The sequence below is a fragment of the Photorhabdus bodei genome (assembly GCF_003287735.1).
Classification (GTDB): Bacteria; Pseudomonadota; Gammaproteobacteria; order Enterobacterales; family Enterobacteriaceae; genus Photorhabdus; species Photorhabdus kayaii.
The window spans coordinates 1-23,612 of sequence record NZ_NSCM01000038.1; the positions used below are offsets into that span (position 1 = coordinate 1).

Annotated in this window: 24 protein-coding genes and 1 pseudogene; 15 read left to right on the forward strand and 10 right to left on the reverse strand. The window is 42.2% G+C overall.

Annotation, left to right across the window (positions count from 1 at the left end):
* Window positions 1–239: 239 nt before the first annotated feature.
* Window positions 240–641 carry a hypothetical protein gene (locus tag CKY02_RS17405; RefSeq protein WP_112896262.1) on the forward strand — a complete coding sequence of 134 codons (402 nt, stop codon included), beginning with the start codon at window positions 240–242 and terminating at the stop codon, window positions 639–641.
* Between the two features lie 42 nt (window positions 642–683).
* Window positions 684–899 (forward strand): hypothetical protein, encoded by a 216-nt coding sequence (locus tag CKY02_RS24040; protein ID WP_146747465.1) that lies wholly within the window; start codon window positions 684–686, stop codon window positions 897–899.
* 152 nt (window positions 900–1,051) lie between these two features.
* Here the strand turns inward: CKY02_RS24040 and fis are convergent, their stop codons facing one another.
* From fis to CKY02_RS17430, 5 genes are all read right to left on the reverse strand, one after another.
* Window positions 1,052–1,348, reverse strand: a complete 297-nt coding sequence (fis, locus tag CKY02_RS17410) for a DNA-binding transcriptional regulator Fis (protein ID WP_010847912.1) — start codon at window positions 1,346–1,348, stop codon at window positions 1,052–1,054.
* A gap of 25 nt (window positions 1,349–1,373) precedes the next feature.
* Window positions 1,374–2,339 carry a tRNA dihydrouridine synthase DusB gene (dusB, locus tag CKY02_RS17415; protein ID WP_112879751.1) on the reverse strand — a complete coding sequence of 322 codons (966 nt, stop codon included), beginning with the start codon at window positions 2,337–2,339 and terminating at the stop codon, window positions 1,374–1,376.
* A 283-nt stretch (window positions 2,340–2,622) separates the two neighbouring features.
* Window positions 2,623–3,513 (reverse strand): 50S ribosomal protein L11 methyltransferase, encoded by an 891-nt coding sequence (prmA, locus tag CKY02_RS17420; RefSeq protein WP_112896263.1) that lies wholly within the window; start codon window positions 3,511–3,513, stop codon window positions 2,623–2,625.
* A gap of 41 nt (window positions 3,514–3,554) precedes the next feature.
* Window positions 3,555–5,000, reverse strand: a complete 1,446-nt coding sequence (gene panF / locus CKY02_RS17425; protein WP_112879753.1) for a sodium/pantothenate symporter — start codon at window positions 4,998–5,000, stop codon at window positions 3,555–3,557.
* Window positions 4,990–5,232 carry a YhdT family protein gene (locus tag CKY02_RS17430; RefSeq protein ID WP_112879754.1) on the reverse strand — a complete coding sequence of 81 codons (243 nt, stop codon included), beginning with the start codon at window positions 5,230–5,232 and terminating at the stop codon, window positions 4,990–4,992. The genes panF and CKY02_RS17430 overlap by 11 nt, the downstream gene beginning before the upstream one ends.
* A gap of 137 nt (window positions 5,233–5,369) precedes the next feature.
* Between CKY02_RS17430 and CKY02_RS25860 the strand changes: the two are divergent.
* Window positions 5,370–5,504: pseudogene (locus CKY02_RS25860) on the forward strand (RNA-guided endonuclease TnpB family protein); the annotation flags it as partial.
* On the opposite strand, the gene CKY02_RS24045 reads toward CKY02_RS25860, so the two are convergent.
* Window positions 5,482–5,769 carry an iron-containing alcohol dehydrogenase family protein gene (locus tag CKY02_RS24045; protein WP_146747466.1) on the reverse strand — a complete coding sequence of 96 codons (288 nt, stop codon included), beginning with the start codon at window positions 5,767–5,769 and terminating at the stop codon, window positions 5,482–5,484. The pseudogene CKY02_RS25860 and the gene CKY02_RS24045 overlap by 23 nt on opposite strands.
* A gap of 465 nt (window positions 5,770–6,234) precedes the next feature.
* On the opposite strand from CKY02_RS24045, the gene CKY02_RS17440 reads away from it, so the two are divergent.
* Genes CKY02_RS17440 through CKY02_RS17465 form a run of 6 tightly spaced genes read left to right on the forward strand, consistent with a single transcriptional unit; the run spans window position 6,235 to window position 12,852 of the window.
* Complete coding sequence (locus CKY02_RS17440) at window positions 6,235–7,464, forward strand: multidrug effflux MFS transporter (protein WP_112896264.1); 1,230 nt, start codon at window positions 6,235–6,237, stop codon at window positions 7,462–7,464.
* Window positions 7,457–8,395 (forward strand): beta/alpha barrel domain-containing protein, encoded by a 939-nt coding sequence (locus tag CKY02_RS17445; RefSeq protein WP_112896265.1) that lies wholly within the window; start codon window positions 7,457–7,459, stop codon window positions 8,393–8,395. Before CKY02_RS17440 ends, CKY02_RS17445 begins: the two co-directional genes overlap by 8 nt.
* Window positions 8,392–9,135, forward strand: a complete 744-nt coding sequence (locus tag CKY02_RS17450) for an alpha/beta hydrolase (RefSeq protein WP_011148203.1) — start codon at window positions 8,392–8,394, stop codon at window positions 9,133–9,135. Before CKY02_RS17445 ends, CKY02_RS17450 begins: the two co-directional genes overlap by 4 nt.
* On the forward strand, window positions 9,132–11,297 hold the full coding sequence (locus CKY02_RS17455; RefSeq protein WP_112896266.1) for an isocitrate/isopropylmalate family dehydrogenase: 2,166 nt from the start codon (window positions 9,132–9,134) through the stop codon (window positions 11,295–11,297). Before CKY02_RS17450 ends, CKY02_RS17455 begins: the two co-directional genes overlap by 4 nt.
* On the forward strand, window positions 11,297–11,974 hold the full coding sequence (locus CKY02_RS17460) for an RraA family protein (protein WP_112896267.1): 678 nt from the start codon (window positions 11,297–11,299) through the stop codon (window positions 11,972–11,974). Before CKY02_RS17455 ends, CKY02_RS17460 begins: the two co-directional genes overlap by 1 nt.
* Entirely contained in the window at window positions 11,971–12,852 is an 882-nt protein-coding gene (locus tag CKY02_RS17465; RefSeq protein WP_112896268.1) for a DUF6282 family protein, read from the forward strand. Before CKY02_RS17460 ends, CKY02_RS17465 begins: the two co-directional genes overlap by 4 nt.
* Window positions 12,853–14,396: 1,544 nt before the next feature.
* Here CKY02_RS17465 and accC read toward each other — a convergent pair.
* From accC to acuI, 4 genes are all read right to left on the reverse strand, one after another.
* Window positions 14,397–15,746 carry an acetyl-CoA carboxylase biotin carboxylase subunit gene (gene accC / locus CKY02_RS17475; RefSeq protein ID WP_112896270.1) on the reverse strand — a complete coding sequence of 450 codons (1,350 nt, stop codon included), beginning with the start codon at window positions 15,744–15,746 and terminating at the stop codon, window positions 14,397–14,399.
* 12 nt (window positions 15,747–15,758) lie between these two features.
* Window positions 15,759–16,229, reverse strand: a complete 471-nt coding sequence (gene accB, locus CKY02_RS17480) for an acetyl-CoA carboxylase biotin carboxyl carrier protein (RefSeq protein WP_112896271.1) — start codon at window positions 16,227–16,229, stop codon at window positions 15,759–15,761.
* A 25-nt stretch (window positions 16,230–16,254) separates the two neighbouring features.
* Complete coding sequence (aroQ, locus tag CKY02_RS17485) at window positions 16,255–16,710, reverse strand: type II 3-dehydroquinate dehydratase (protein WP_112896272.1); 456 nt, start codon at window positions 16,708–16,710, stop codon at window positions 16,255–16,257.
* Window positions 16,711–16,918: 208 nt separating this feature from the next.
* A complete protein-coding gene (gene acuI / locus CKY02_RS17490; protein ID WP_112896273.1) occupies window positions 16,919–17,896 on the reverse strand; it encodes an acrylyl-CoA reductase (NADPH) in 978 nt (325 codons plus the stop codon).
* A 642-nt stretch (window positions 17,897–18,538) separates the two neighbouring features.
* On the opposite strand from acuI, the gene mreB reads away from it, so the two are divergent.
* The 6 genes from mreB (at window position 18,539) to rng (ending at window position 23,601) form a co-directional block, all read left to right on the forward strand.
* Entirely contained in the window at window positions 18,539–19,582 is a 1,044-nt protein-coding gene (mreB, locus tag CKY02_RS17495) for a rod shape-determining protein MreB (RefSeq protein WP_011148194.1), read from the forward strand.
* 110 nt (window positions 19,583–19,692) lie between these two features.
* Window positions 19,693–20,727, forward strand: a complete 1,035-nt coding sequence (mreC, locus tag CKY02_RS17500) for a rod shape-determining protein MreC (RefSeq protein ID WP_112896274.1) — start codon at window positions 19,693–19,695, stop codon at window positions 20,725–20,727.
* Window positions 20,727–21,215, forward strand: a complete 489-nt coding sequence (gene mreD, locus CKY02_RS17505) for a rod shape-determining protein MreD (RefSeq protein ID WP_112896275.1) — start codon at window positions 20,727–20,729, stop codon at window positions 21,213–21,215. The genes mreC and mreD overlap by 1 nt, the downstream gene beginning before the upstream one ends.
* A gap of 97 nt (window positions 21,216–21,312) precedes the next feature.
* Window positions 21,313–21,516, forward strand: coding sequence for a hypothetical protein (locus CKY02_RS24050; protein ID WP_146747467.1), 204 nt, complete (start codon window positions 21,313–21,315; stop codon window positions 21,514–21,516).
* Window positions 21,517–21,547: 31 nt separating this feature from the next.
* Window positions 21,548–22,135: a Maf family protein gene (locus CKY02_RS17515; RefSeq protein ID WP_112896277.1), complete on the forward strand. Its 588-nt coding sequence runs from the start codon at window positions 21,548–21,550 to the stop codon at window positions 22,133–22,135.
* Window positions 22,132–23,601 carry a ribonuclease G gene (rng, locus tag CKY02_RS17520; RefSeq protein ID WP_112896278.1) on the forward strand — a complete coding sequence of 490 codons (1,470 nt, stop codon included), beginning with the start codon at window positions 22,132–22,134 and terminating at the stop codon, window positions 23,599–23,601. The genes CKY02_RS17515 and rng overlap by 4 nt, the downstream gene beginning before the upstream one ends.
* The last annotated feature ends 11 nt before the right edge of the window (window positions 23,602–23,612 follow it).

Genomic DNA, 23,612 nt, shown 5'->3' on the forward strand with positions numbered 1-23,612 from the left:
TATCACGACAGGTGTGATGGAGGTGTTCGAGTTCGGCTTTTTGTTCATCGGTAATGAATATTTTCATGACTGGTACAATGATCCTTATTTTGGGAAAAATCAAGCATCTTCAATGATTACGGGTATAGTAGTTCTATAATAGTTAAAGAGTATCTTTAATTAAGTGGTAATACTGTTTTTGAAAATATTTATATGCAAGTTGAGTATATTTTATTTAAATTTTAATGAGGAAAATAAATATGTCTAAAATAACCATTGTTGTTGATTCAGATGAGCAGAAAGCAGAATTTTATTCTAATTCTCCTGTTCCAGTATATAAAGATTTAAATGCAGTTGGTCCTTTGAGTGATCTGACTATATCACCTCATGCTAGTGTGGAAGTATTTAGAATAGATACACCAGTAATTCCAGAATCCAGAAGCTCTCTGAGAGTTGTAAATACAGGGCTATCAAATAGTGTTACGGCTAAATTTTACTGGTCTCATAGTTTTACCTCTGAATGGTTTGAGTCTGGTTCTATCGATGTAGGATTAGGAGAAGATAAGGTGTTAAACGTGCCTAGCAACTCTTTTTATTATAGTAAATTTGTTATCTATAATAATACGGATAAAGTTGCTTATGTGACGGCAAATTTGGTTTAAACATCTTATTTTAATTGAAGGGTTCCATTATGCATACAGAAAATGTTTTATACCCTATGGATTTCAAGATGCATCACGGCGGCAAGGGAGCGAATCCCCGGGAGCATAGATAACTATGTGACCGGGGTGAGTGAGTGCAGCCAACAAAGAGGCAACTTGAAAGATGACGGATATAAACGCAGATTGATTTGCGGTTTGCGGAAATCTCTACCAAGAACAAAGGAAAGCGTTATGAATGACGAAAGCATTAGATTCTAAGTTATATTTTATCAATACAGTTTCATGCAATGGCTAAAGAGCATTGCAATGCTGTTATTCCAGTAGCACCAATCCTCTACCGGTGAATTTGGCAAAAAAGGCACTTTACCAAGAGGTACAGCGCCTTTTTTAATGAACTAACGGTTAATTAATTAGTTCATGCCATATTTTTTCAATTTCTTACGCAGTGTGCCACGGTTGATGCCCATCATCAGGGCAGCGCGCGTTTGGTTGCCACGGGTGTATTGCATCACCATGTCCAACAATGGCTGTTCCACTTCAGCCAATACCAACTCATACAGATCATTAACATCTTGACCGTTTAATTGAGCAAAATAGTTCTTCAGTGCTTGTTTAACTGAATCACGTAAAGGTTTTTGGGTTACCTGATCTTGTGAATTTACAGTAGCAACGGTTAGTACGTCAGAATTTACGCGTTGTTCGAACATAGTTCTGTCAGCTCTTTTCTTTATATTACGCAAAATTTTCGAAATATGCCCCCAACACCTCCAGCTGTTCGCTGGCATCCTCTATGGTGTTGAATGTGCGCCGGAACTGGTCATCAGGAGCATGTTCCCGGAGATACCAGGATACATGCTTACGTGCTATACGGGCTCCTTTGCCTGGACCATAAAAGTCGTGCAATTCCTGTATATGCTCGTTCATTAAACGCTGCACTTCGCCAATCGGCATCGGTGACAGCAGTTCTCCTGTTGCCAGATAGTGCTGGATTTCCCGGAAGATCCAGGGTCTTCCCTGAGCAGCGCGGCCTATCATCAGGGCATCAGCCCCGGTGTATTCAAGCACTGCTCTGGCCTTAAGCGGGTCAGTAATGTCACCATTGGCAATAACCGGGATGGCAACAGTCTGCTTAGCTGTCCGAATATTGTCGTACTCTGCCTCTCCGTTAAACAAACAGGCACGAGTCCTGCCGTGGATCGTCAGAGCTTGGATACCACAATGCTCGGCCAATTGGGCAATCTTTACACAGTTTCGTTCTTCTGGCGACCATCCAGTGCGGATTTTCAGCGTAACAGGAACATCTACTGCGTTTACAACGGCAGAAAGAATTTTTTCCACCAATTCAGGGTAACGTAGTAAAGCCGAACCTGCTAGCTTACGATTCACTTTCTTGGCTGGACACCCCATGTTGATATCAATGATCTGAGCACCATTAGCGACGTTGATCTTCGCTGCCGCTGCCATTTCATTGGGATCACTGCCAGCAATTTGCACGGAACGAATCCCCGGTTCGTCACTGTGAACCATACGTAGCCGGGATTTGTCTGTCTTCCAGACCTGTGGGTTGGAAGAAAGCATTTCCGATACTGTCATACCCGCACCCATTTTGTAACATAGTGACCGAAACGGGCGGTCAGTTATGCCAGCCATTGGGGCCGCAATAAGACAGTTTTTCAGCTGGTATTGTCCGATACGCATAGACGAAGAAAGAGTGGCCATACTGTGACTGCAAGGGCGCGTATATTACGCATTTTTCGCAAAATATGAAAGGCCAAACTTTGAGCAAATCGTCATTTGTCACAACTTTTTTCCAGCTTTTCTTCTGTGGTAAATATAATTATTCATAAATAACATGGTGTTATATGTTATTGGTAAAGTTTATCACTTAGGATTTTTCTACCAGCAAGTTTGCTGACAGCACGGATTATCATCAATAGGAGATCAAAATTTGCACTTGAAATTATAACAAAATAAAATAATTTTAATTTGTTGTTATTTTTACCCCAGATATCCGGCACCATTCTTCCTGTTCCGCAACAGGATCGATTACAAATTTATCAGTATAGGCCTGAATAACACTTTCTGCTTGGTTCGTTAAAATGCCCGATAGACCTAACAGGCCACCCGGTTTTGGTAATGCGCCAATCACAGGGGCGAGTTCACGCAGAGGGCCTGCCAAAATATTAGCAATTACTACATCAGATTCAAGATCGGTTGGTGCATCTTTCGCCAAATATAGCGTTAAACGCTCCAGAACGCCATTACGTTCTGCGTTGTCTCGGCTGGCCTGAATAGCTTGTGGGTCGATATCGATGCCAATAGCGTGTGTTGCACCGAGCTTTAGCCCAGCAATTGCGAGTATGCCGGAGCCGCAACCAAAATCGATAACCGTTTTACCTTCCAGATTGAGGCTGTCTAGCCATTGCAGGCATAACGATGTGGTTGGGTGAGTACCTGTACCAAAAGCCAGTCCAGGGTCTAGCATAACGTTGACAGCATCTGGATCAGGGACGTCGCGCCAGCTTGGACAGATCCATAAGCGATTGCCAAAACGCATTGGGTGGAAGTTATCCATCCATTCACGTTCCCAATCTTTGTCTTCCAACTGCTCGATCTTATGAATAAATCCTTTACCTAACTCGGGAACTTGTTCGAGCTGGCTGATCACGGCTTTCATATCGGTTTCAGCATCATACAGTCCGATGACATCAGTATCTCCCCATAAACGGGTCTCGCCCGGTAAAGGTTCGAATACAGGGTTATCGTGGCTGTCTTGAAAGGTGACGGAAACTGCGCCATTTTCCATTAGAGTATCTCCAAGGGATTCAGCGAGCTGTCCTGTGGTATTTAATCGAAGTTGTATCCAAGGCATAAAAAATTCTCCTTAATTGGAAACGAGTTAAAGTAACTCACTTAATGAGATCTGATCACTTTTTGCGGTAATCGCTGACCGAGGGTATTACCCATCCAAAAAGCCAACAAGCTAAGTAGTAATGATGGCACGATCGGATGGAAGCCCAATAGATGGATATTGAAACTAGCGAGCAGAGTGTAGCTTATTGCCCCTGTAATCATCGAACTGACAGCGCCATAGGCATTGGCTTTTTCCCAATACAGGCCCAGTACTAATGGCCAGAGGAATACGGCCTGTAAGCCACCGAAGGCTAGTAGATTTAGCCAGATAATCATCTCGGGTGGGCGCCAGGCGGCTAAAAGTAGCAACAAACCAAGAATCAGGGTAGAAAAACTGGAAATTCGGGCCAGTCTTTTTTCCTGTACGATTTGTTGTGGAAACAGGTTTAGGTAGAGATCTTTGACGATTGTGGCGGAAGATTGCAGCAGTTGTGCATTAATTGTGGACATAATGGCGGCCATCGGCGCGGCTAGAAAAATTCCAGCAGCGAATGGTGGCAATACAGTGATCATCAATGTTGGGATCACCTGATCGGGAATGGTCAGATCAGGAATAATGGCTCGACCAATTGCGCCTGCTAGGTGCATACCAAACATGAGGATCGTCATGACGATGGTTCCGATGATGATCCCACGGTGAACAGCTTTGCTATCGCGGTAGGAGATGCAACGAACGGCAGTATGAGGTAATCCAATTACCCCAAAACAGACCAGTATCCAGAACGATGCCATGAAAGGTCCGCTAAGGATATGGTCTGCGCCTTGTGGGGAAACCAGCTCAGGATTAATTGTTCGTAATGTGGTGACCGCCTCTGACAGACCTCCTGCCTTATAGATAATCGCCACCAGCAGTAGAACAGTGCCCAGCAACATTACCAGCCCTTGTAGGGCATCATTGAGGACACTCGCTCTGAACCCCCCAAATGCGGTATAGAGAGCGATAGAGATACCGAAAATCATTAATCCGGTGCCATAAGGGATACCCGCGGCAGTTTCTAGCAGGCGTGCGCCCCCAATAAACTGAACGGTCATCGCGCCAATAAAAGCGACTAAAAGACTTAGGCTGGCAAACCAAACCAGAAAACGACTTCCATAACGGGCATACAACATGTCATTAAGAGTGACGGCATTATAGCGACGGGCAAGAATGGCAAATTTTTTACCTAACACACTCAGGGAAAGCCATATTGCCGGCAACTGAATTAGCGATAGTAATACCCATCCCAAACCATATTTATAGGCTGCTCCTGGCCCGCCGATGAATGAGCTGGCACTGATATAGGTGGCAGTAATGGTCATTGCCAATACAAAGCCGCCCATTGAACGGTTGCCAAGGAAATACTCAGTCAGGAAGGTGCCTTTCTGGTGGCGTCGATAAGCGTAAACTGACAGGAGAAATACCAATGCAAGATAGCCAAGCAGAGGTAAAATAACTTCACTTTGCATTCTCATCCTCCAGCGGGACTTCTTTGAAAATAAACTTCACCATTAACCAGCAGAGGATAATGAATACAACTGGTAGTAACAAACATGCCATTTCAAACCAGCGAGGTAAGCCGGTGACACCGGGAGCATCACTGGGTAAATAGGCTGTCAATAGCCAGCCAATAAGATAAGCAAGCGTTAGGAACACGGCCCAAAGTGCTTCTTTATGGGATTGAACAAATCGTCTGTCCATTCGTTCTTCCGGTAATTAAATAAGATGGGAAGGGAAGGATTGTACGGCAAGATGCGAATTCATTCAGGAAAAATGTGATATGTGGTTAATAGCCTGAGTTTTGTTTAAAAATAGCAACGGACAAAAAAAGAGAGAATGAAATTGAAGGGAAAGTGAAGAGCATTACGCTATCCCGAACAGCTACGGGAAAATATTTCGCCGCTATCCTTTGTGACGATGGCAAGGATGCGCCGGAAAAGCCGGGCTTTATCACCTGCGTGACAGGGTGTGATTACAGGCGGCGGGATTCGTCGTTTCTGCCCACGTAAATCCGTCATATCGACGGTGGCGGCCTGAGAAGTGGGAAGCCTTGCCGTTTACGGAGGAGCAGTCACCAGCAATATATTTAAGCAGCGCAGAGTCAACGTCTTCAAAGGTATTGACGTTAACTACGGTATAATCGCGACCGTTAATTTGACTGATGACAACAGGCGCTGCTCCGTACTGACGAATGATGTCCAGACAGCATTGTGCTTGGTACAAAAAGGGCAAGTACATGTTCGTGCTGGAATTTCAAAATGATTTTTTTAGTATTATATGTTGTGTTTTGTGTTTTTTTTATTCATTTTTGAACTTAAATTCTATGTTTTTTTGTTTGCTAAAAGTGATGTTGGTGTTACTATTTTTTTAATTAATATTTACATGAATTTATTTTTGTAAAAGTTAATTATTAAAGAAGTTGTGTAAAAGTATCTCAATACTTGGAGGGGGTATTTATAGAGTAAAAAATTATTAATCTAAAGCATGGGTGGGATTTTGTCTTTATGTTGTTATAAAGAGTTCTTAATTCTTGCAGCACAAGATAATATGCAAAGTAATTTGTTGTTCTTACATGCAAGGTATTGGTTTTTTCATTAAATAAGTGATTGTGTGCATTTAATGTAAATTTAACTGGTACATGACTTTTATTTTATACGGAATTTATTCAGGGATAATGTTTATTATATTGATTGGTTATGGTCCATGAAAAATAAATCTTTATTATTTGTCGTTTTAATGGCTTTTCTTTCTATGGGGGGGTTGGTTTCATCGGATATATTTCTACCCGCCTTGAGTAAGATGGGAAACTATTATCACGTTAGCGAATCTAGTATACAAAGTACAATAACTATATTTCTATTTGGTATAGCCTTTTCTCAACTTATTTATGGGCCATTAAGTGATTGTTTAGGAAGAAAAACGGTTCTTATTTCTGGGATGATTATATGGTTGATTTCAACAATCGGTATTTTTTACAGTACACATATTAGTGAGTTACTATTATTGCGTTTATTTCAGGGAATAGGCGCTTGTGCTGGTATTACATTAAGTCGTGCCATTATTAGTGATCTGATGGAGAAAGAAGAGGCAGCCAATTTGTATCTGATTATTTTCCCTTTTGTGGGAATGTCACCCGCTATCGCACCAATGATCGGCGGTATGTTAAGTGAATATTATGGCTGGAGATCCTGTTTTTTATTTCTTACTTTATTTATAACAGTCACGCTTATATTGTGCTTGCTAGTTCTGAAAGAATCACTACCAATAAATAAACGCCAAAAATTAAGTATTAAAAATGTATTGGTTAGTACTTACCAAGTGATAATAAATAAAGAATTTCTTTACTATGCAGCAATACCTTGCTTCGCTTATACGGCATATTTTTCTTATTTGATTGAATCTCCATTTATTCTTACCGCTATGGGATTACCAGAAAAATATGTTGGTTACACCTATATAATGCTCTCTTTAAGTTATGTGTTGGGTAATCTTATTGCTAAAAAATTAAGTCGCCGTCAGGGCGTGAGAAAGACAATTTCTCATGGTTATCTCATCTTTGTTGTTGGAGGTATTGCTTTCACAATACAAATGTTTTTTAGTTCCTACCCATTGATAACTTCTGTGCTAACAATATCAGTATTGACTTTCGGTAATGGTTTTTTATTGCCACTAGGTACTGCATCGGCAATTGCCACGCATTCTCAAGCGGCTGGGACAGCTTCCGGCGTAATGGGAACATTGCAATTAGGTAGTGCAGGACTGGCATCATTGTTTATTGGTTATATATCTCACCATGAACCTATTAAAGTGGCATCTATCATCACAGTTGTTTCTTTGGTCGGTAGTATTATTTATATAACGGGTAATAGAGGCGGTAAAGAAATAAGTAGAAAACAAACAATAGAAACTAAAATAGGAATGAAAAATGGTTAATAATATAGATGTCACATTACGTGATGGTGGATACCTGAATAATTTTAATTTTACAACAGAATACGCTATCAAGCATGTTGAAGCGTTGACTAAAAGTGGTGTGGAATGGTTTGAAATCGGTTATCGCAATGGTTCTTTCAAACCTATCTCTAATATTGGCCTAACAGGTATGTCTCCGGATAGTTATATCCGAGATATTCATCAATCGGTACCTGAGGCAAGATTGGTAGTCATTGCTCATCCTCACAATATCAATGCTGATGATATTTATGCAATGAAGATGAATGGCGTTAGTTTGCTTAGGTTATGTATTAAAGCTGATAACCCGCAGCCATGCTTAGGGTTGTGCGAGATTGCTCGAACTACTGGAATGGCTGTGGGTATTAATTTTACACGAGTGAGTCAGCTCTCTATCAGTAAAATTATTGAAGTTGCTAAACAGTGTGAACAAGCGGGTGCTGATATTATTTACCTAGCGGATTCAAATGGTAGTTTGTTCCCTGAACAGGTAGCGCAGATGTTTTATAGGTTAAAGTCTGCCACGCAATTGCAATTGGGATTCCATCCTCATGATAATTTGGGTCTTGCCACAGCGAACAGTATTGAAGCTATGAGAGCTGGAGTCAATTTTATTGATAGTTCTCTATCAGGGATGGGAAAAGGTGCCGGAAATCTCAATTTGGAAAGCTGGCTATCATTTCTCAATCTGAGCCAAAATAGTAAACAATATGACCTTGAACGAGTATTTAATCAACTCAATGAACTGCAATCCCATTGTTTTTTTGCCGCCTCCAGGCGCGATCTTATCGATATAATGATGGGTATGTACAATTTGAGTGTGGAGAATAAAACAGCTCTCGAAGAAGGGTTACGAAATGGTATTAATTATGCGTTTCAGGTTGTTAAATCTTTGCGAGGAGCAACGACATGATACAGCATAATAACCATGCTGGATGTTTCAGCCTTGAAGCGGTAATTCTCGCACCTGTGATGCCGTTTTGGGATCATGGCGATTTTTGCACTCCATTGCGCATATTATTACAGAAAATGGGATATCAGGTGTCTATTATTGATACATTATCCTTAATTAATTCATCTGATCCTGACTACGCTATTAATATTATTGAATCTGAACTTAATCAACGTTTTTTCCAGCCTTATTTGCTTATCGGTTTTGCGATGTCAGGTACTCTGGCGCAATTGCTTGCGTCGCGCCTGAAAAACCTCACGGGAGTAATCTCAGTGAGTGGTCCTGGGTATGCTGATTCGTTACTGACTAATAAGCTGGAACAATTAATAGCATTACTGAATAGAAATCAGCTAGATGAAGCGATTTCTGTGTTACATGACTTTGTTATTCCTGAAGGTGGGACTCCACTTCCTAAAATGCCTGCGATACCTGGTCATTTAAGAAATACTGCTCGGGAACGTATGATAGTGGGATTTTCACTGTTGCTACAACTGGATGCCAGAGCAATATTGTGCAATTACAAAGGAAAATTTCTGAGCATAGTTGGCGGACGTTCGCAATTAGCCACAGAATGTAATCAGGTGGTCAATACTAATCCTACGCACTGTTTTGTTGTCGTGGATGGAGCAGGAATGCGGCCTTGGGAAGATAAGCCGTTATTTATTAACAATGTAATTAACGATTGGCTAAAAATCTTATGAATAAAAAAATTCTTATTTTACCTGGTGATGGTATTGGTCAGGAAGTATGCGATGCCGCTCTTCCCGTTTTTCAGGCTCTAAATCTTCCTGTGACATTGGAAATTGGGGATATTGGTTGGACTTGTTGGGAAAGAGAAGGTAACCCAGTGCCTGCCAATACTTGGGAAAAAATAGCTTCAGTAGATGCGGTGTTACTCGGCGCTATTACTAGTAAAGGTAAAGAAGAAGCACAACAAGCGTTGCCACCGCATCTGCGTGTGAAAACGAGAAATTATGTGTCACCTGTTATCCAATTACGCCAGCGTTTGGGATTATATGCAAATATCCGCCCAGTACGTTATGTAGAAGGGGACCGTAAACCATTTCGCTGTTGTGTTATCAGGGAAAACAGCGAAGGACTATATGCAGGGTTCGATTTTAAAGGAATTCCCGCTACGGCAACGACTTGGTTACAGCACCCAAATATAGATAAATATGGTCCTGAAGAAGCTGCATGGACAGTCCGTCTACAAACCCGTTTTGGTTTAGAACGTTTGTTTATCACTGCATTTGAGTATGCAAAGGAAAATAACTACTCCCGTGTAACCTTTGCGGATAAACCAAATGTAATGAGGGAAAGTGGGCACTTTGCAAAAGGTATTTTCGATACCGTTGCGGCAGGTTACCCTGAAATAAAAGCGGATATCCACAATGTAGATGCAATAGCTTTATGGATGGTAAAAAAACCGCATGAATTTGGTGTCATTGTCTCTGAGAATATGTTCGGTGATATTTTGTCTGATTTGGCAGCGGGCGTAATGGGAGGTCTTGGTTTAGCGCCTAGCGCTAATATTGGTAGTGATATTGCATACTTTGAACCTGTACACGGTAGTGCGCCTGGTATGGCAGGTAAAAATAAAGCCAATCCGGCAGCGATGTTTTACACAATAGCATTACTACTGGAACATCTTGGCTTTGCTGATGCAGCACAGCAAATTAACTGTGCAGTAGATAATGTGATACATGAAGGACGAACTGTTACTTATGATCTGGGTGGTAGCGCAACAACCCAACAAATGGCGCAGGCTATTATTAGTACTCTAAGTAAAAAATGCACTAGCTATTCTGCATCGGTTATTACTGTTGGTGATGAGCTCCTGAGTGGAAAATATCCTAATACTAATCTTCAGGATATTAGTGAATATCTCACGGAGCAGGGATATAAAGTGAAGCAACATCAGGTTTGCGCTGATGATATTAACCAGATTGCTACCGCAGTGGTTCGTAGGCTAGGGCAGGATACTCTCATTGTTGTGTGTGGCGGTCTTGGCCCGACACCGGATGATAAAACTCGTGAGGCGATAGCAAAAGTGGCAGGTAGTCCTTTGGAAATACGTGATAACGTCTGGGTGGAAATACAGAAACAATTGGAAAAACTGGGAGTATATTGTGATCACTCTAATCGATTCCAAGCCATGTTTCCGTCTGGAGCAAAGGTTATTCCCAATGTTACAGGTACAGCACCTGGCTTCAGTCTTAATGTTGATAGTAGCAAAATAGTTGTGTTGCCAGGGCCTCCGTCCCAAATGCGGTTAATGTTGTCAGAAGAACATTCTATCCCTCCAGTAGCTGGCATGAGAGAGCGAAACTACCATTGGACACTAATCGGCGTTACTGAAAGTAAAGTCGGTACGATGGTGAACGCATTCTTTGATGGTGTTGAGTGTGATATTCACTATCTGTGGAAAGCGCCTTATGTAGTAGTACAAGTTATTACTCCTGCTGATGCCCCTCTTTCCGTACGGCAATTGGTTAACTTTGGCACCATGTTTGAAAACAAATTGGTTAGTGATTGCCAGATGACTGCTATGGAAAAACTCAGTGAGCAATACCGTATTAACTGGTTCACAGATGATGATGAATTAAATACATATCTACACACAACATATGCAGTAAGTAATCCTTTAAAGTCTCTTTCGGTGAATATTACTGTGTTTCCTTCTATAAGTTCATTTTTGTCTGGTGAAGAAATGCTTGGTCAGATGACCCTGACAACTATAGATGATGAAGGGCGACAACATTCGGTGGATTTTCCATGTAATAAATTGCTACTGCAACAATCTATACCAGAATATGCCGCCTGGAGTGTCCTGTGCGCACGTGAATCGAAAGGGGAAATGTAATGCAAACTACACAAATTGATCAAATCAAAAAGCGTCTAATGGAGCTTGACAGTGCGGCTATATCGGATGCAATGGATAGTCTGCATATTCCTGCTGGACTGGCTGGAATTGTGCCACGTAGTAATGTCGGGATTAAAATGGCTGGACCTGCTTTTACTGTACGTTATGAACCTATCATTCCGGAACAGGGCAAGTTTCTTAATGCTGGAAACTACATTGATGAAGTACCTGCTGGATATGTAATAGTGGTTGATAATCAGGGGCGTACGGATTGTACCAGTTGGGGTAATATCTTAACTTTTAAAGCTGTACAAAAAGGAATCTCAGGCTCTGTAATTTATGGGTCAGCCAGAGACTTGTCTGAGGTTCGCAGATTGGAATATCCCTTATTTACGACGGGGGTTTATATGGTATCCGGAAAGAATCGTGCCAAGGTTGCTGCAACACAATGCACTTTGGATATTGGCGGTGTAGTGATATTTCCAGGAGATTGGATTTTTGCTGATGATAATGGTGCGTTAGCCATCCCGCAGCAGTATTTGCTCACCGTTATTGAGCGTGCGGAAAATGTTGACAAAACTGAACAAGCTATTATTGAGGCTATAACTAACGGAGAAGATCTGGTTAACGCCCGCGAAAAACTGGGATATGCCGTACCTTGGAAAACTGTGCAATGAGTCAGATGTTTATAGAATACTGGGAGAGAAAACTTCGTTTTCTGGATGTACATTATCATGCTCGCCCCGATAGTTACATTCGGCGGTACAATGTGCTTGAAGCTGGAAGGGAATATGCCCGACATGGTGGTGGAGTTGTACTTAAAAACCATTTGGGGAGTGTTACTGCTTTGTCGTCACTGGCTCAGGAAGCAAGACTTCCGGTTTTTGGTTCGGTAGTATTGAACGCAGCCTCTGGAGGGCTGGCAATTAACTCTGTTATCCAGTCACTGAGTCAGTACCAGTTCTGTAGAGTTCCGCGGCTGCTGGTTCATCTGCCGACTATTGTCCCTACAAGCCATAAAAGTGTAATGAAGCGTTCTTGGGCAAATGCTTTCGCGCAAACTTTAGCACAGCAACCTTTGTCTGTTGTCGATAGCAATGGGCGGTTGCATAACGAGATCCATGAGTTAATTAGTTTTGCGCAGCAGCATAATGTTGTGCTGTCATCAGGCCATGCTTCACGTTATGAAGTTATGCAACTTATTGATGCGATTACTGCTGCGGGTGGTTGTAAGTTCATGCTGAACCAACCTGCCAGTCCTATGACAGGATTAAAAGCGAAAGATCTTAAAGCGTTGGGTAAACATGATTGGCTTTATGTGGAGCAAACAGCATTAACTGTTTATCTTGGTTATCAGACAACTGAGGATTTTTTTGAAGTGTTATCGGAGGTGAATAATGTTGTCTATAGCTCTGATCTTGGACAGCCAGTTCAGCCAGATGTTAAGCAATGGTTGGACGATAGTGAACGCTGGTTTAAAACCGCTGGCCTTGGTGAAGAACACATCCGAGATATCTGTTTACTGAATCCACTGCGGATGTTGGCTCCGGGTTAGATATTAGGTTCATTGACTGAGAAGACGATAATTATCTGTTGTTGGTTGAATATGGAGAGTTGCAACAAAGATCTATGAAATTAGCTGGAATTATTTGACTACAACACCACTAGAACATGACCATGCTCGCGCTTTGAAAAACGATATAGCAATATCCAAATCATTTGTGAAGTTGACGGGCAATAGTTTTTATAAAGAGGAACGGTTTAATCGAACCGTAGAAAAGCCATATTACATGCTCTCCCACTTTGAGTTTTATCATGAGCAGGTTTTAAACTGTTATTTAAAGTCACTGTTTTAATTTAGGGTTTTAATCAGTATAGTGTTTTGATGGTTTATGGTCACTTTTACCACCTGATTTTTATTAAGTTTAATTACTATAGGATATCTATTTTACGTTAAATCAACGTTAATCATACCCTTTACTGACGCTGTTTTACCGGCAATTCTGAGTAATTTTAATAAATTACTACCCTTGATGTTTTTTCAGATAACCCCCGTTTTTCAGAGTGTTAATCCTGCCAGATTAATCGTTTTATCCATTTTTTATTGCGTTGTTTTTATGGCTTTCTTCATAAAATAACAATGAGAAAGTGCGTTAATACCATCTGTTCGGATAATATCCCTTTGCGTGCTGATTTCTTTTCGACTTTCTCTCAATGGTTGATGGCTTCGATTAAATATAATTAACCCTCTTGGATTCACATAATAAGTGCAACATCGTTAATCCGGAAGTAAACAGTTTTTTAGTCATTTTGTCTTGCTTAAATAAGATTCCAAAATAGTGCTACATCTTATGCCACCCATAATTCTATGTATAACAATGGGTTGAATAAGGCTATGTGTAGCAGAATTATGAAACGTTATTTAAAAATCTGGTATTAATCGGAACCTATTTTTTTAACCTTTGTCTGATGTATAACTGAGTTAATCACCTCTAAAAAGGTGCTTGCGATCGCAAAAAAAGGAAAATAGCTCATTTCTTTAATCATCTTTAATGTTTTTAAACGTTTTTGTTCTTTTTTTCATGTTTAATCTAAAAGCTTCTCAACTTTTTTTAACGATTATCCTCATTTTTCGTAAACTTCTTTCAGTCATGCAGAATCTTTTGTTTGAGAAAATTTTCTTAATGTGGTTAATCCTGTTGAATGTTTTGATACAATCTCATCTTCTTGTTTTTTGATTAACGCTATTATTTTGTCATGTGGTTAATAAATTCAAAAGCCGTTTTTCCTGATGTTTTCTCTTCTAATATCAGTATAGTACCGAGTTTTTTTACCTGCTTTAAAAAATCTTTAATCACTTTCGGTTTTACCTTTAATGACTAACGTTTTTACCGGTTTTTTCGTGATGCGCTTGCCCTTTTTCCAGATTTTAAAACCACACTGATTTTACCTCAAGGTGGGTTTTAACGTGGTGGTAAATTCTGTTTGGAGAACAGAACTTGATTAAAACAAAGTGTCGGCTAAAAAGCCGCACTTTGTCAGCAATCCGAAGGAGCGTTTAAGCGCTCCTTCAAAGGTATTGATGTCATTAAACCGGTTTTAAGTTTCCTGTAATCCCAGTTTTTTCTCCAGATAGTGGATATTCGTGCCACCATTCTGAAAGTTTTCATCATTCATAATCGTCTGTTGAAGCTCGATATTTGTTTTGATGCCATCAATGATCAATTCTGCCAATGCATTTTTCATACGGGCAATGGCATTGTCACGATTTTCACCGTAAGTAATCAGCTTACCAATCATTGAATCATAGTAAGGGGGAACGGTGTAGCCAGCATAAATATGCGATTCCCAACGTACGCCAAATCCACCCGGTGAGTGGAAGCGGGTAATTTTACCTGGGCTTGGCAGGAATGTGTTCGGATCTTCGGCATTGATACGACACTCAATCGCGTGACCACGAATCACAACATCTTTCTGCTTAATTGAAAGTGGCATGCCTGCGGCAATCCGCAACTGCTCTTTAATCAAGTCAACACCGGTAATCATTTCTGTAACGGGATGTTCGACCTGAATACGGGTGTTCATCTCAATGAAGTAGAACTCGCCGTTTTCATACAGGAATTCGAAAGTACCGGCGCCACGATAGCTAATTTCGATACATGCGTTAGCACAACGTTCACCAATACTGCGGCGCATCTCTGGCGTAATACCCGGAGCAGGGGCTTCTTCGACAACTTTCTGGTGACGGCGTTGCATGGAGCAATCACGTTCAGCCAGATAAATTGCTTGACCTTGACCGTCGGCCAATACCTGGATTTCAATATGACGTGGATTCTCAAGGAATTTTTCCATATAAACCATATCGTTATTGAAAGCAGCTTTTGCTTCCGCACGGGTCATATTGATTGATTGTTCCAGATCTTTATCACTGCGGACGACGCGCATACCGCGACCACCGCCGCCGCCGGATGCTTTGATGATGACAGGATAGCCGATGCGTTTAGCGATGGTTTTGTTTTTCTCTGTGTCATCAGACAATGGACCATCAGAGCCAGGTACACAAGGAACGCCCGCTTTTTTCATCGCATTGATAGCAGAAACCTTATCACCCATCAGGCGGATCGTTTCTGCTTTTGGACCGATAAAAATAAAGCCAGAACGTTCAACCTGTTCAGCAAAATCTGCATTTTCAGACAGAAAACCGTAGCCAGGGTGAATGGCTACTGCGCCAGCGATTTCTGCCGCGGAAATAATCGCAGGGATATTAAGATAGCTTTTTGCAGAAGCTGCCGGGCCGATACAGATAGTTTCATCTGCCAGCAGTACGTGTTTTAAATCACGATCCGCAGAGGAATGTACCGCAACGGTTTTGATCCCTAACTCTTTACAAGCTCGCAGGATACGCAGGGCAATTTCACCACGGTTAGCAATTACAATTTTATCAAGCATGGGAACGCCTCGTTATTCGATGACGACCAATGGCTCGTCAAATTCAACGGGTTGGCCGTTTTCCACAAGAATCGCTTTAACCACACCTGCTTTGTCGGCTTCAATCTGATTCATCATTTTCATTGCTTCAACGATGCAGAGGGTATCGCCCACATTGACACGTTGGCCGATTTCGATAAACGGTTTCGCATCTGGGCTAGGCGTACGATAGAAGGTACCTACCATTGGAGAACGAACAACGTGGCCGTCGATTGCAGCCGATCTGCCGCTGATCGTTTCTGGTAGAGCCTGAGAAGGCGCAACAGCGCTAGCCAGCGCAGGTTGTTGCGCTTGGACGGGAATATATTGTTGAGCTGCCGGAAAACTCTGGGGGGCTAATGCGCGGCTGATGCGCACTGACTCTTCCCCTTCAGAAATTTCCAGTTCAGAAATGCCAGATTCTTCAACCAGCTCGATCAGTTTTTTTATCTTACGAATATCCATGAGTGTGATTCCGTACTCTTCTGTTTCATTTAGTTGAGTTTTGCAAGCGGTTTACCGCTGCCTGTAATGCAAAGCTATAGCCATCTACCCCTAAACCGCAGATTACACCAACAGCAAGATCTGAAAGATATGAGTGATGACGAAATGGCTCGCGGGCGTGAACATTGGAGAGATGGATCTCAATAAATGGGATCTTCACTGTCAGCAATGCATCACGCAGTGCCACGCTGGTATGCGTGAATGCAGCAGGGTTAATCAAGATAAAATCAGTATTACCCTGCGCAGAATGAATTCTATTTATCAGCTCAAACTCTGCGTTGGATTGCAGGTGACTGAATCTAACCCCTGATTGATGGGCTTCTTCAGATAATTTGCTGACGATATCATCAAGCGTTAAGTTGCCATAGATATCAGGTTCCCGGGTTCCTAACATATTCAAGTTAGGGCCGTTAAGGAGTAAAATGTGAAACTTTCCTGCCATTGTGCTGGTATCTCCGGCAATTTGTCAACAACTGCCCAACATAATCCTATATTAACGATTTGTCATCTTTTTATAACAGCCACAAGTTCATTTCGGCGACAAAGCGCGACATTATAATGATATCGTAGCATTTAGCAGCTAAATACTGGTCTTATCAGAAAAAATGTCAAGAATAAAACCACTGTACTTTAGAGGCTAATCACAATTCTTAACGAACTCTTACCAATGTACGTCCTGTAACCTGGTTAGCTATCAATTTATTAGCATATTCCACCGCTTGGTCTAGTGTGATTTCAGTCGTTGCTTGTTGATAAAAAGCAGCAGGTAGTAGCTCTTGCAGACGTTGCCACACAGCGGGGCGTTTGGCTGATGGAACCGTGACCGACTCTACACCTTGCAGGCGTATGTTGCGTAAAATAAATGGCATTACTGTTGTTGGTAGATTTGCATTGCTGGCAAGACCGCAGGCTGCAACGGTACCGTTATAGTGAGTTTGGGCCAGTATTGTTGCCAGTACATTATCGCCTACAGTGTCAATAGCTCCGGCCCAAAGTTGTTTTTCCAATGGGCGAGGCGATTGGCTAAATTCATGGCGTGGCAAAACTTTTTTTGCCCCTAGGGATAACAAATAGTTATGATTTTCTTGTCTACCGCTAACGGCAACAACGGAATAGCCAAGTTGTGAGAGTAGTGCTATCGCCGTACTTCCTACACCACCACTGGCACCTGTCACAATAACATCACCATTTTCTGGCTTGACGCCACCTTGTTCCAAGGCGATAACACACAGCATTGCGGTAAAGCCAGCAGTACCAATGATCATTGCCTGTCGGCTATCTAAACCAATGGGTAAAGGCGTTAACCATTCCCCTGAAACTCTGGCTTGTTCTGCCAAGCCACCCCAATGATTTTCTCCTACGCCCCAGCCGGTTAATAAAACATGTTGGCCGATATGAAAACGCGGATCTTCTGTGTGGTGTACGATTCCAGAGAAATCAATACCCGGTATCATTGGGAATTGGCGGATAATTTTCCCTTTACCTGTGATTGCCAATGCATCTTTATAGTTCAGGGTTGACCAGTGAATATCGACGGTAACATCCCCCTTGGGAAGATGAGAAGTCTCAACTTCTTCAATGGACGCTGTTAATTGATTCTGTTGTTGTTTGAGTAGCAAGGCTTTCATTGATCGTTCCGTTTTCTGTAATTGATTTTGTCATTAAATAAGAATAGATAAAAATGGGTGATTTACATAAGGAATATAAGAAAAAATAAAGTGTTGATGGATTGTGAAACAGAATCTGTTCACATTTTTTCTATGATGTCGGTATCGGATTTCAGACTATTACCTATCGCAATCTATTTCAGAAAATTCTGTTTTTTATTATTTATTAGCAGAAAGTATTGTATTTTAGTCGCAATTTATTACATCATTAATTTGTTCACTACATAGACTACGTACTTGTAGTTAAATATTGGAAATAGTGAGCAAAAGTGTGGGTCTTATGTGAACTTACAAGAATCGTTACTGGTCAAAAAACAGGAGCGGATTTAGCCGGTTACGGTATCCGTGCCATAATGTTGAATTATGTAAAATCAGGTGGTTCTTGCATTTAGTTATGGAACAATTGGTAAAATTAACCCATTTTTATGCAGTTTTTTTCTGCTCCGTTTGGGAGAAGTAACGTAGAATATCGCTCTGTTGATATGAATAACGTAGCCACTTTTTTATTGAAGCAAGTGCTTGTGTGCCTTGTCGCTGCTTCATGTGGTTGGTAGAGTAGACGGGTTTCGTTCCGTCCCCAGCTTGCAGGATTATCCTTTCGCTATGTTTAAAAAATTTCGTGGCATGTTTTCCAACGACTTGTCTATTGACTTGGGTACCGCCAATACCCTTATTTATGTCAAAGGTCAGGGTATTGTATTGAATGAACCTTCTGTCGTCGCAATCCGTCAGGATCGTGCTGGTTCATCGAAAAGTGTTGCTGCCGTTGGGCAGGAAGCAAAGCAAATGCTGGGTCGAACACCGGGTAATATTGCGGCAATTCGTCCGATGAAAGATGGGGTGATTGCCGATTTTTATGTTACAGAGAAGATGCTGCAACACTTTATTAAGCAAGTTCATAGCAACAGTTTCATGCGTCCAAGCCCGCGAGTTTTGGTTTGTGTACCGGTTGGTGCAACTCAGGTTGAGCGTCGGGCAATCCGTGAATCTGCGCTCAGTGCTGGCGCTCGTGAAGTATTTTTGATTGAAGAACCTATGGCTGCGGCGATTGGTGCGGGCTTACCTGTTTCTGAAGCCACGGGTTCAATGGTTGTGGATATTGGTGGCGGCACTACGGAAGTGGCGGTTATCTCTTTGAACGGGGTTGTTTATTCATCTTCTGTACGTATCGGTGGTGATCGTTTTGATGAGGCTATTATCAATTACGTTCGTCGTAATTATGGTTCACTGATTGGTGAAGCAACGGCTGAGCGTATTAAGCACACGATCGGTTCTGCTTATCCTGGTGATGAAATGCTGGAGATCGAAGTTCGTGGTCGTAACTTGGCTGAAGGTGTGCCACGTGGCTTTACGCTTAACTCCAATGAAATTCTTGAAGCTCTGCAAGAGCCTTTAACGGGTATTGTCAGTGCTGTCATGGTCGCTCTTGAGCAGTGTCCTCCAGAATTGGCTTCCGATATTTCAGAACGAGGCATGATCTTGACCGGGGGTGGTGCATTATTGCGCAATCTTGATCGTTTACTGATAGAGGAAACCGGTATTCCTGTCATTGTTGCGGAAGATCCATTGACGTGTGTTGCTCGTGGTGGCGGGAAAGCACTTGAAATGATCGACATGCATGGCGGTGAACTCTTCAGCGAGGAGTGAGTGTTAACTTGCAAGTGAGGGGGGAATGACGGGCAGCTCAGACCTCCTTGCGATTGCTGTCTGGGAATTCCATTGTTTATGAAACAGTACAGTTTGGAATAGCGCAGCTTATGAAGCCAATTTTTAGCAGAGGGCCTTCCCTGCAATTACGACTTTTCTTTGCTGTTATTGTTGCCATTGCTTTGGTTGTGGCAGACAGCCGCCTTGATGCTCTCAGTAAAGTCCGTAATTATATGGATACGGTAGTCAGTCCATTTTATTTTCTCGCCAATGGCCCGCGTCAAGTGCTTGATGGTGTGTCAGAAACCCTTGCTTCCCGTGAACAACTTCGATTGGAAAATCGTGCTTTACGCCAAGAATTATTGATGAAAAATAGCGATATGCTGTTGTTAGGCCAACTTAAACAGGAAAATTCCCGCTTGCGTGAGCTATTGGGATCACCTTTACGTCAGGATGAACACATGATGGTGACGCAGGTGATCTCCGGTAGGGCTAATCCTTATAGTGATCAGGTCGTCATCGATAAGGGATCAAGAGAAGGTGTTTATGAAGGGCAACCTGTTATCAGTGATAAAGGCATTGTTGGTCAGGTTGTTGCTGTCAGTCAGTTTACTAGCCGGGTATTACTGATTTGTGATACGACTCATGCTTTACCAATCCAGGTCTTACGTAATGATATCAGGGCTATTATTGCTGGTGCGGGTTGTACTGATGATTTGCAGTTTGAGTTATTACCGAGCAACACAGATATTCGGGTTGGGGATGTGTTGGTGACTTCTGGATTAGGGGGTCGTTTCCCGGAAGGTTATCCGGTTGCGGTGGTTTCGTCAGTTAAAGTCGATAATCAACGGGCTTATACTGTGATTCATGCTCGGCCAACGGCGGAATTACAGCGTTTGCGTTATTTGTTGTTGTTGTGGGGGGCGGATAATAATCCATCCGAACCATTGCCGCCATCAGAGGTTTATCGTGTAGCCAACGAACGTTTAATGCAAATGATGCCTCAGGTATTGCCACATGCAAATGAAATGGGACCACCTGCACCATCGTCTGTTTCTGATGAAGCAACCAAGACAACAGAAAGAGTAAAAGGTGCTGAATCGACAATAACGTCGGCTAAATTTATAAATTCGGGAAATCGTTAATGAATCAATACCGGAGTCATGGGCGTTGGATCATTTGGGTATCTTTCTTGATTGCAATGGTGCTGCAAATTATGCCGTGGCCGGAGCAAATTTATATGTATCGGCCAACTTGGTCGGCACTATTGTTGATTTATTGGGTGATGGCGTTACCGCATAGAGTCAGTGTTGGTACCGGTTTTATATTGGGGATCATCGTGGATTTGATTCAGGGAGCGTCACTGGGTGTTAATGCTTTGGCTTACAGCCTTGTGAGTTATTTGGTGTCATTTAAGTTTCAATTATTTCGCAATATGGCACTTTGGCAGCAGGCTTTGGTTGTCATTGCTTTATCGGTACTGATGGATCTCAGCGTTTTTTGGGCGGAATTTTTGTTATCAAATGTTGCTTTTCATCCAGAAGTGTTCTGGAACAGTTTGGTCAATGGTATTCTTTGGCCGTGGTTGTTCCTGTTAATGCGAAAAATCCGTCGTCAGTTTAATGTACATTAGTGGTCGGATCGCCGTTTTTAATGTCCTGACAGAGCTTATTCCAGCAGGCGTTACTGATGCAGGCCATTCTTTCCAATAACTTGAGGATACGAGTAGTGTGTATACCTTATGGATTTCAAGATGCATCGCGGCGGCAAGGGAGCGAATCCCCGGGAGCATAGATAACGATGTGACCGGGGTGAGTGAGTGCAGCCAACAAAGAGGCAACTTGAAGGATGACAGGTATATAACCGGAGCGTACATAATGTACGTGAGGATTAAGCTCTGCTCTAGGTTCAAAATGGCAAATGAAATAGCCTAATGAGATAGGTAGTAGTAAGGACGAGATCATCATGAAAACCCTTTATCTGGCTTCCTGCTCACTAAGGCGGCGTGAGTTGGTTGAATTATTGGACTTTAAATTTGAAATTCTTTCTCCTCAGGTAAAGGAGCAATGGCAAGAGGGTGAAACTCCGCGTCAGTATGTCAGCCGATTAGCAAAAGATAAATCTCTAGCGGGAGTTGCTATTGCACCAGAGGATTTTCTGGTGTTGGGAGCGGATACTGTTGTTGTATTGAATGGTAAGATTCTCGAAAAACCACGTAGCGAGCAACATGCTGTTGCAATGCTCAGTGCACTTTCCGGTCAGAGTCATCAGGTGATGACAGCTATTGCTTTATCAGATAGTCAGCGTACCTTAAGTGATATAGTCATTACAGATGTAACCTTTCGCCAATTATCCACGCAGGAAATTTTGGATTATGTAGCAACCGGTGAGCCGATGGACAAAGCGGGGGCTTATGGTATTCAGGGAAAAGCAGGTTGCTTTGTTAAAACGCTGAATGGCAGTTATCACTCGGTTGTTGGTCTGCCATTGGTGGAAACGCACGAATTAATCACAAAGTTTTTTGCGTTAGTTGATGGGAAGGGGAACCTATGACAGCAGAGTTATTAGTCAACATCACACCATCCGAAACGCGCGTTGCCTACATTGATGGTGGGATTTTGCAAGAAATCCATATTGAAAGGGAAGCCAAAAGGGGAATTGTCGGCAATATTTATAAAGGTCGTGTAAGCCGGGTATTACCAGGAATGCAGGCTGCTTTTGTTGATATTGGGCTGGAAAAAGCCGCCTTTCTTCATGCCTCGGATATTATGCCTCATACGGAATGTATTGCCGGTGAGGAGCAAAAGAACTTTCATGTTAAAGATATTGCTGAGTTGGTTCGCCAGGGACAAGATTTAATGGTTCAGGTAGTGAAAGATCCCCTTGGTACCAAAGGCGCTCGGCTAACTACCGATATTACCTTACCTTCCCGTTATCTTGTATTTATGCCCGGCGCATCCCATGTCGGGGTTTCACAACGTATTGAAAGTGAAGAAGAGCGTAATCGCCTGAAAAATATTGTTGCTGATTATTGTGATGAACATGGTGGTTTCATTATTCGGACGGCTGCCGAGGGCGTTGGCGACGAAGAATTAGCTCAAGATGCGGCTTTCTTGAAACGATTGTGGAGTAAAGTGATGGAGCGTAAAAAGCGCAATGTCACTAAAAATAAACTTTATGGCGAATTGGCTCTGGCCCATCGTATTTTGCGTGATTTCGCCGGCGCGGCCCTTGATCGTATTCGTGTAGATTCTCGTTTGACGTTTACTCAGTTACAGGAATTTATTCGCGAATATATTCCTAAAATGACAGCCAGATTGGAGCTTTATAACGGTAGTCAGCCTATTTTCGATCTGTTTGATGTAGAAAATGAAATTCAGCGAGCACTCGATCGCAAAGTTGAATTAAAATCAGGTGGTTATTTGATTATTGACCAAACTGAAGCGATGACCACAATTGATATTAATACCGGCGCATTTGTCGGCCATCGTAATTTGGAAGAAACTATTTTTAATACCAATATTGAGGCGACGCAAGCTATTGCCAGACAATTAAGGCTGCGTAATCTAGGTGGTATTATTATTATCGATTTTATCGATATGAATAGCGAGGAGCATCGCCGGCGGGTATTGGCTTCTCTTGAGCAGGCGCTGAGTAAAGATCGTGTTAAAACCACGATTAATGGTTTTTCACAACTCGGGCTGGTGGAAATGACTCGTAAGCGGACTCGTGAAAGTATCGAGCATATACTTTGCGGCGATTGCCCTACTTGTAAGGGCAAGGGAACCGTAAAATCTGTTGAAACAGTCTGTTATGAGATTATGCGTGAAATTGTGCGTGTGCACCGGGCAGTTGACGCAGATCGTTTCCTTATTTATGCCTCACCCGCAGTGGCCGAAGCGCTGAAAGGGGAGGAATCTCATGCACTGGCGGAAGTGGAGATTTTTGTCGGTAGACAGGTAAAAGTTCAGACAGAACAGCTCTACAGTCAAGAACAATTTGACGTAGTTATGATGTAACCATCTGATTT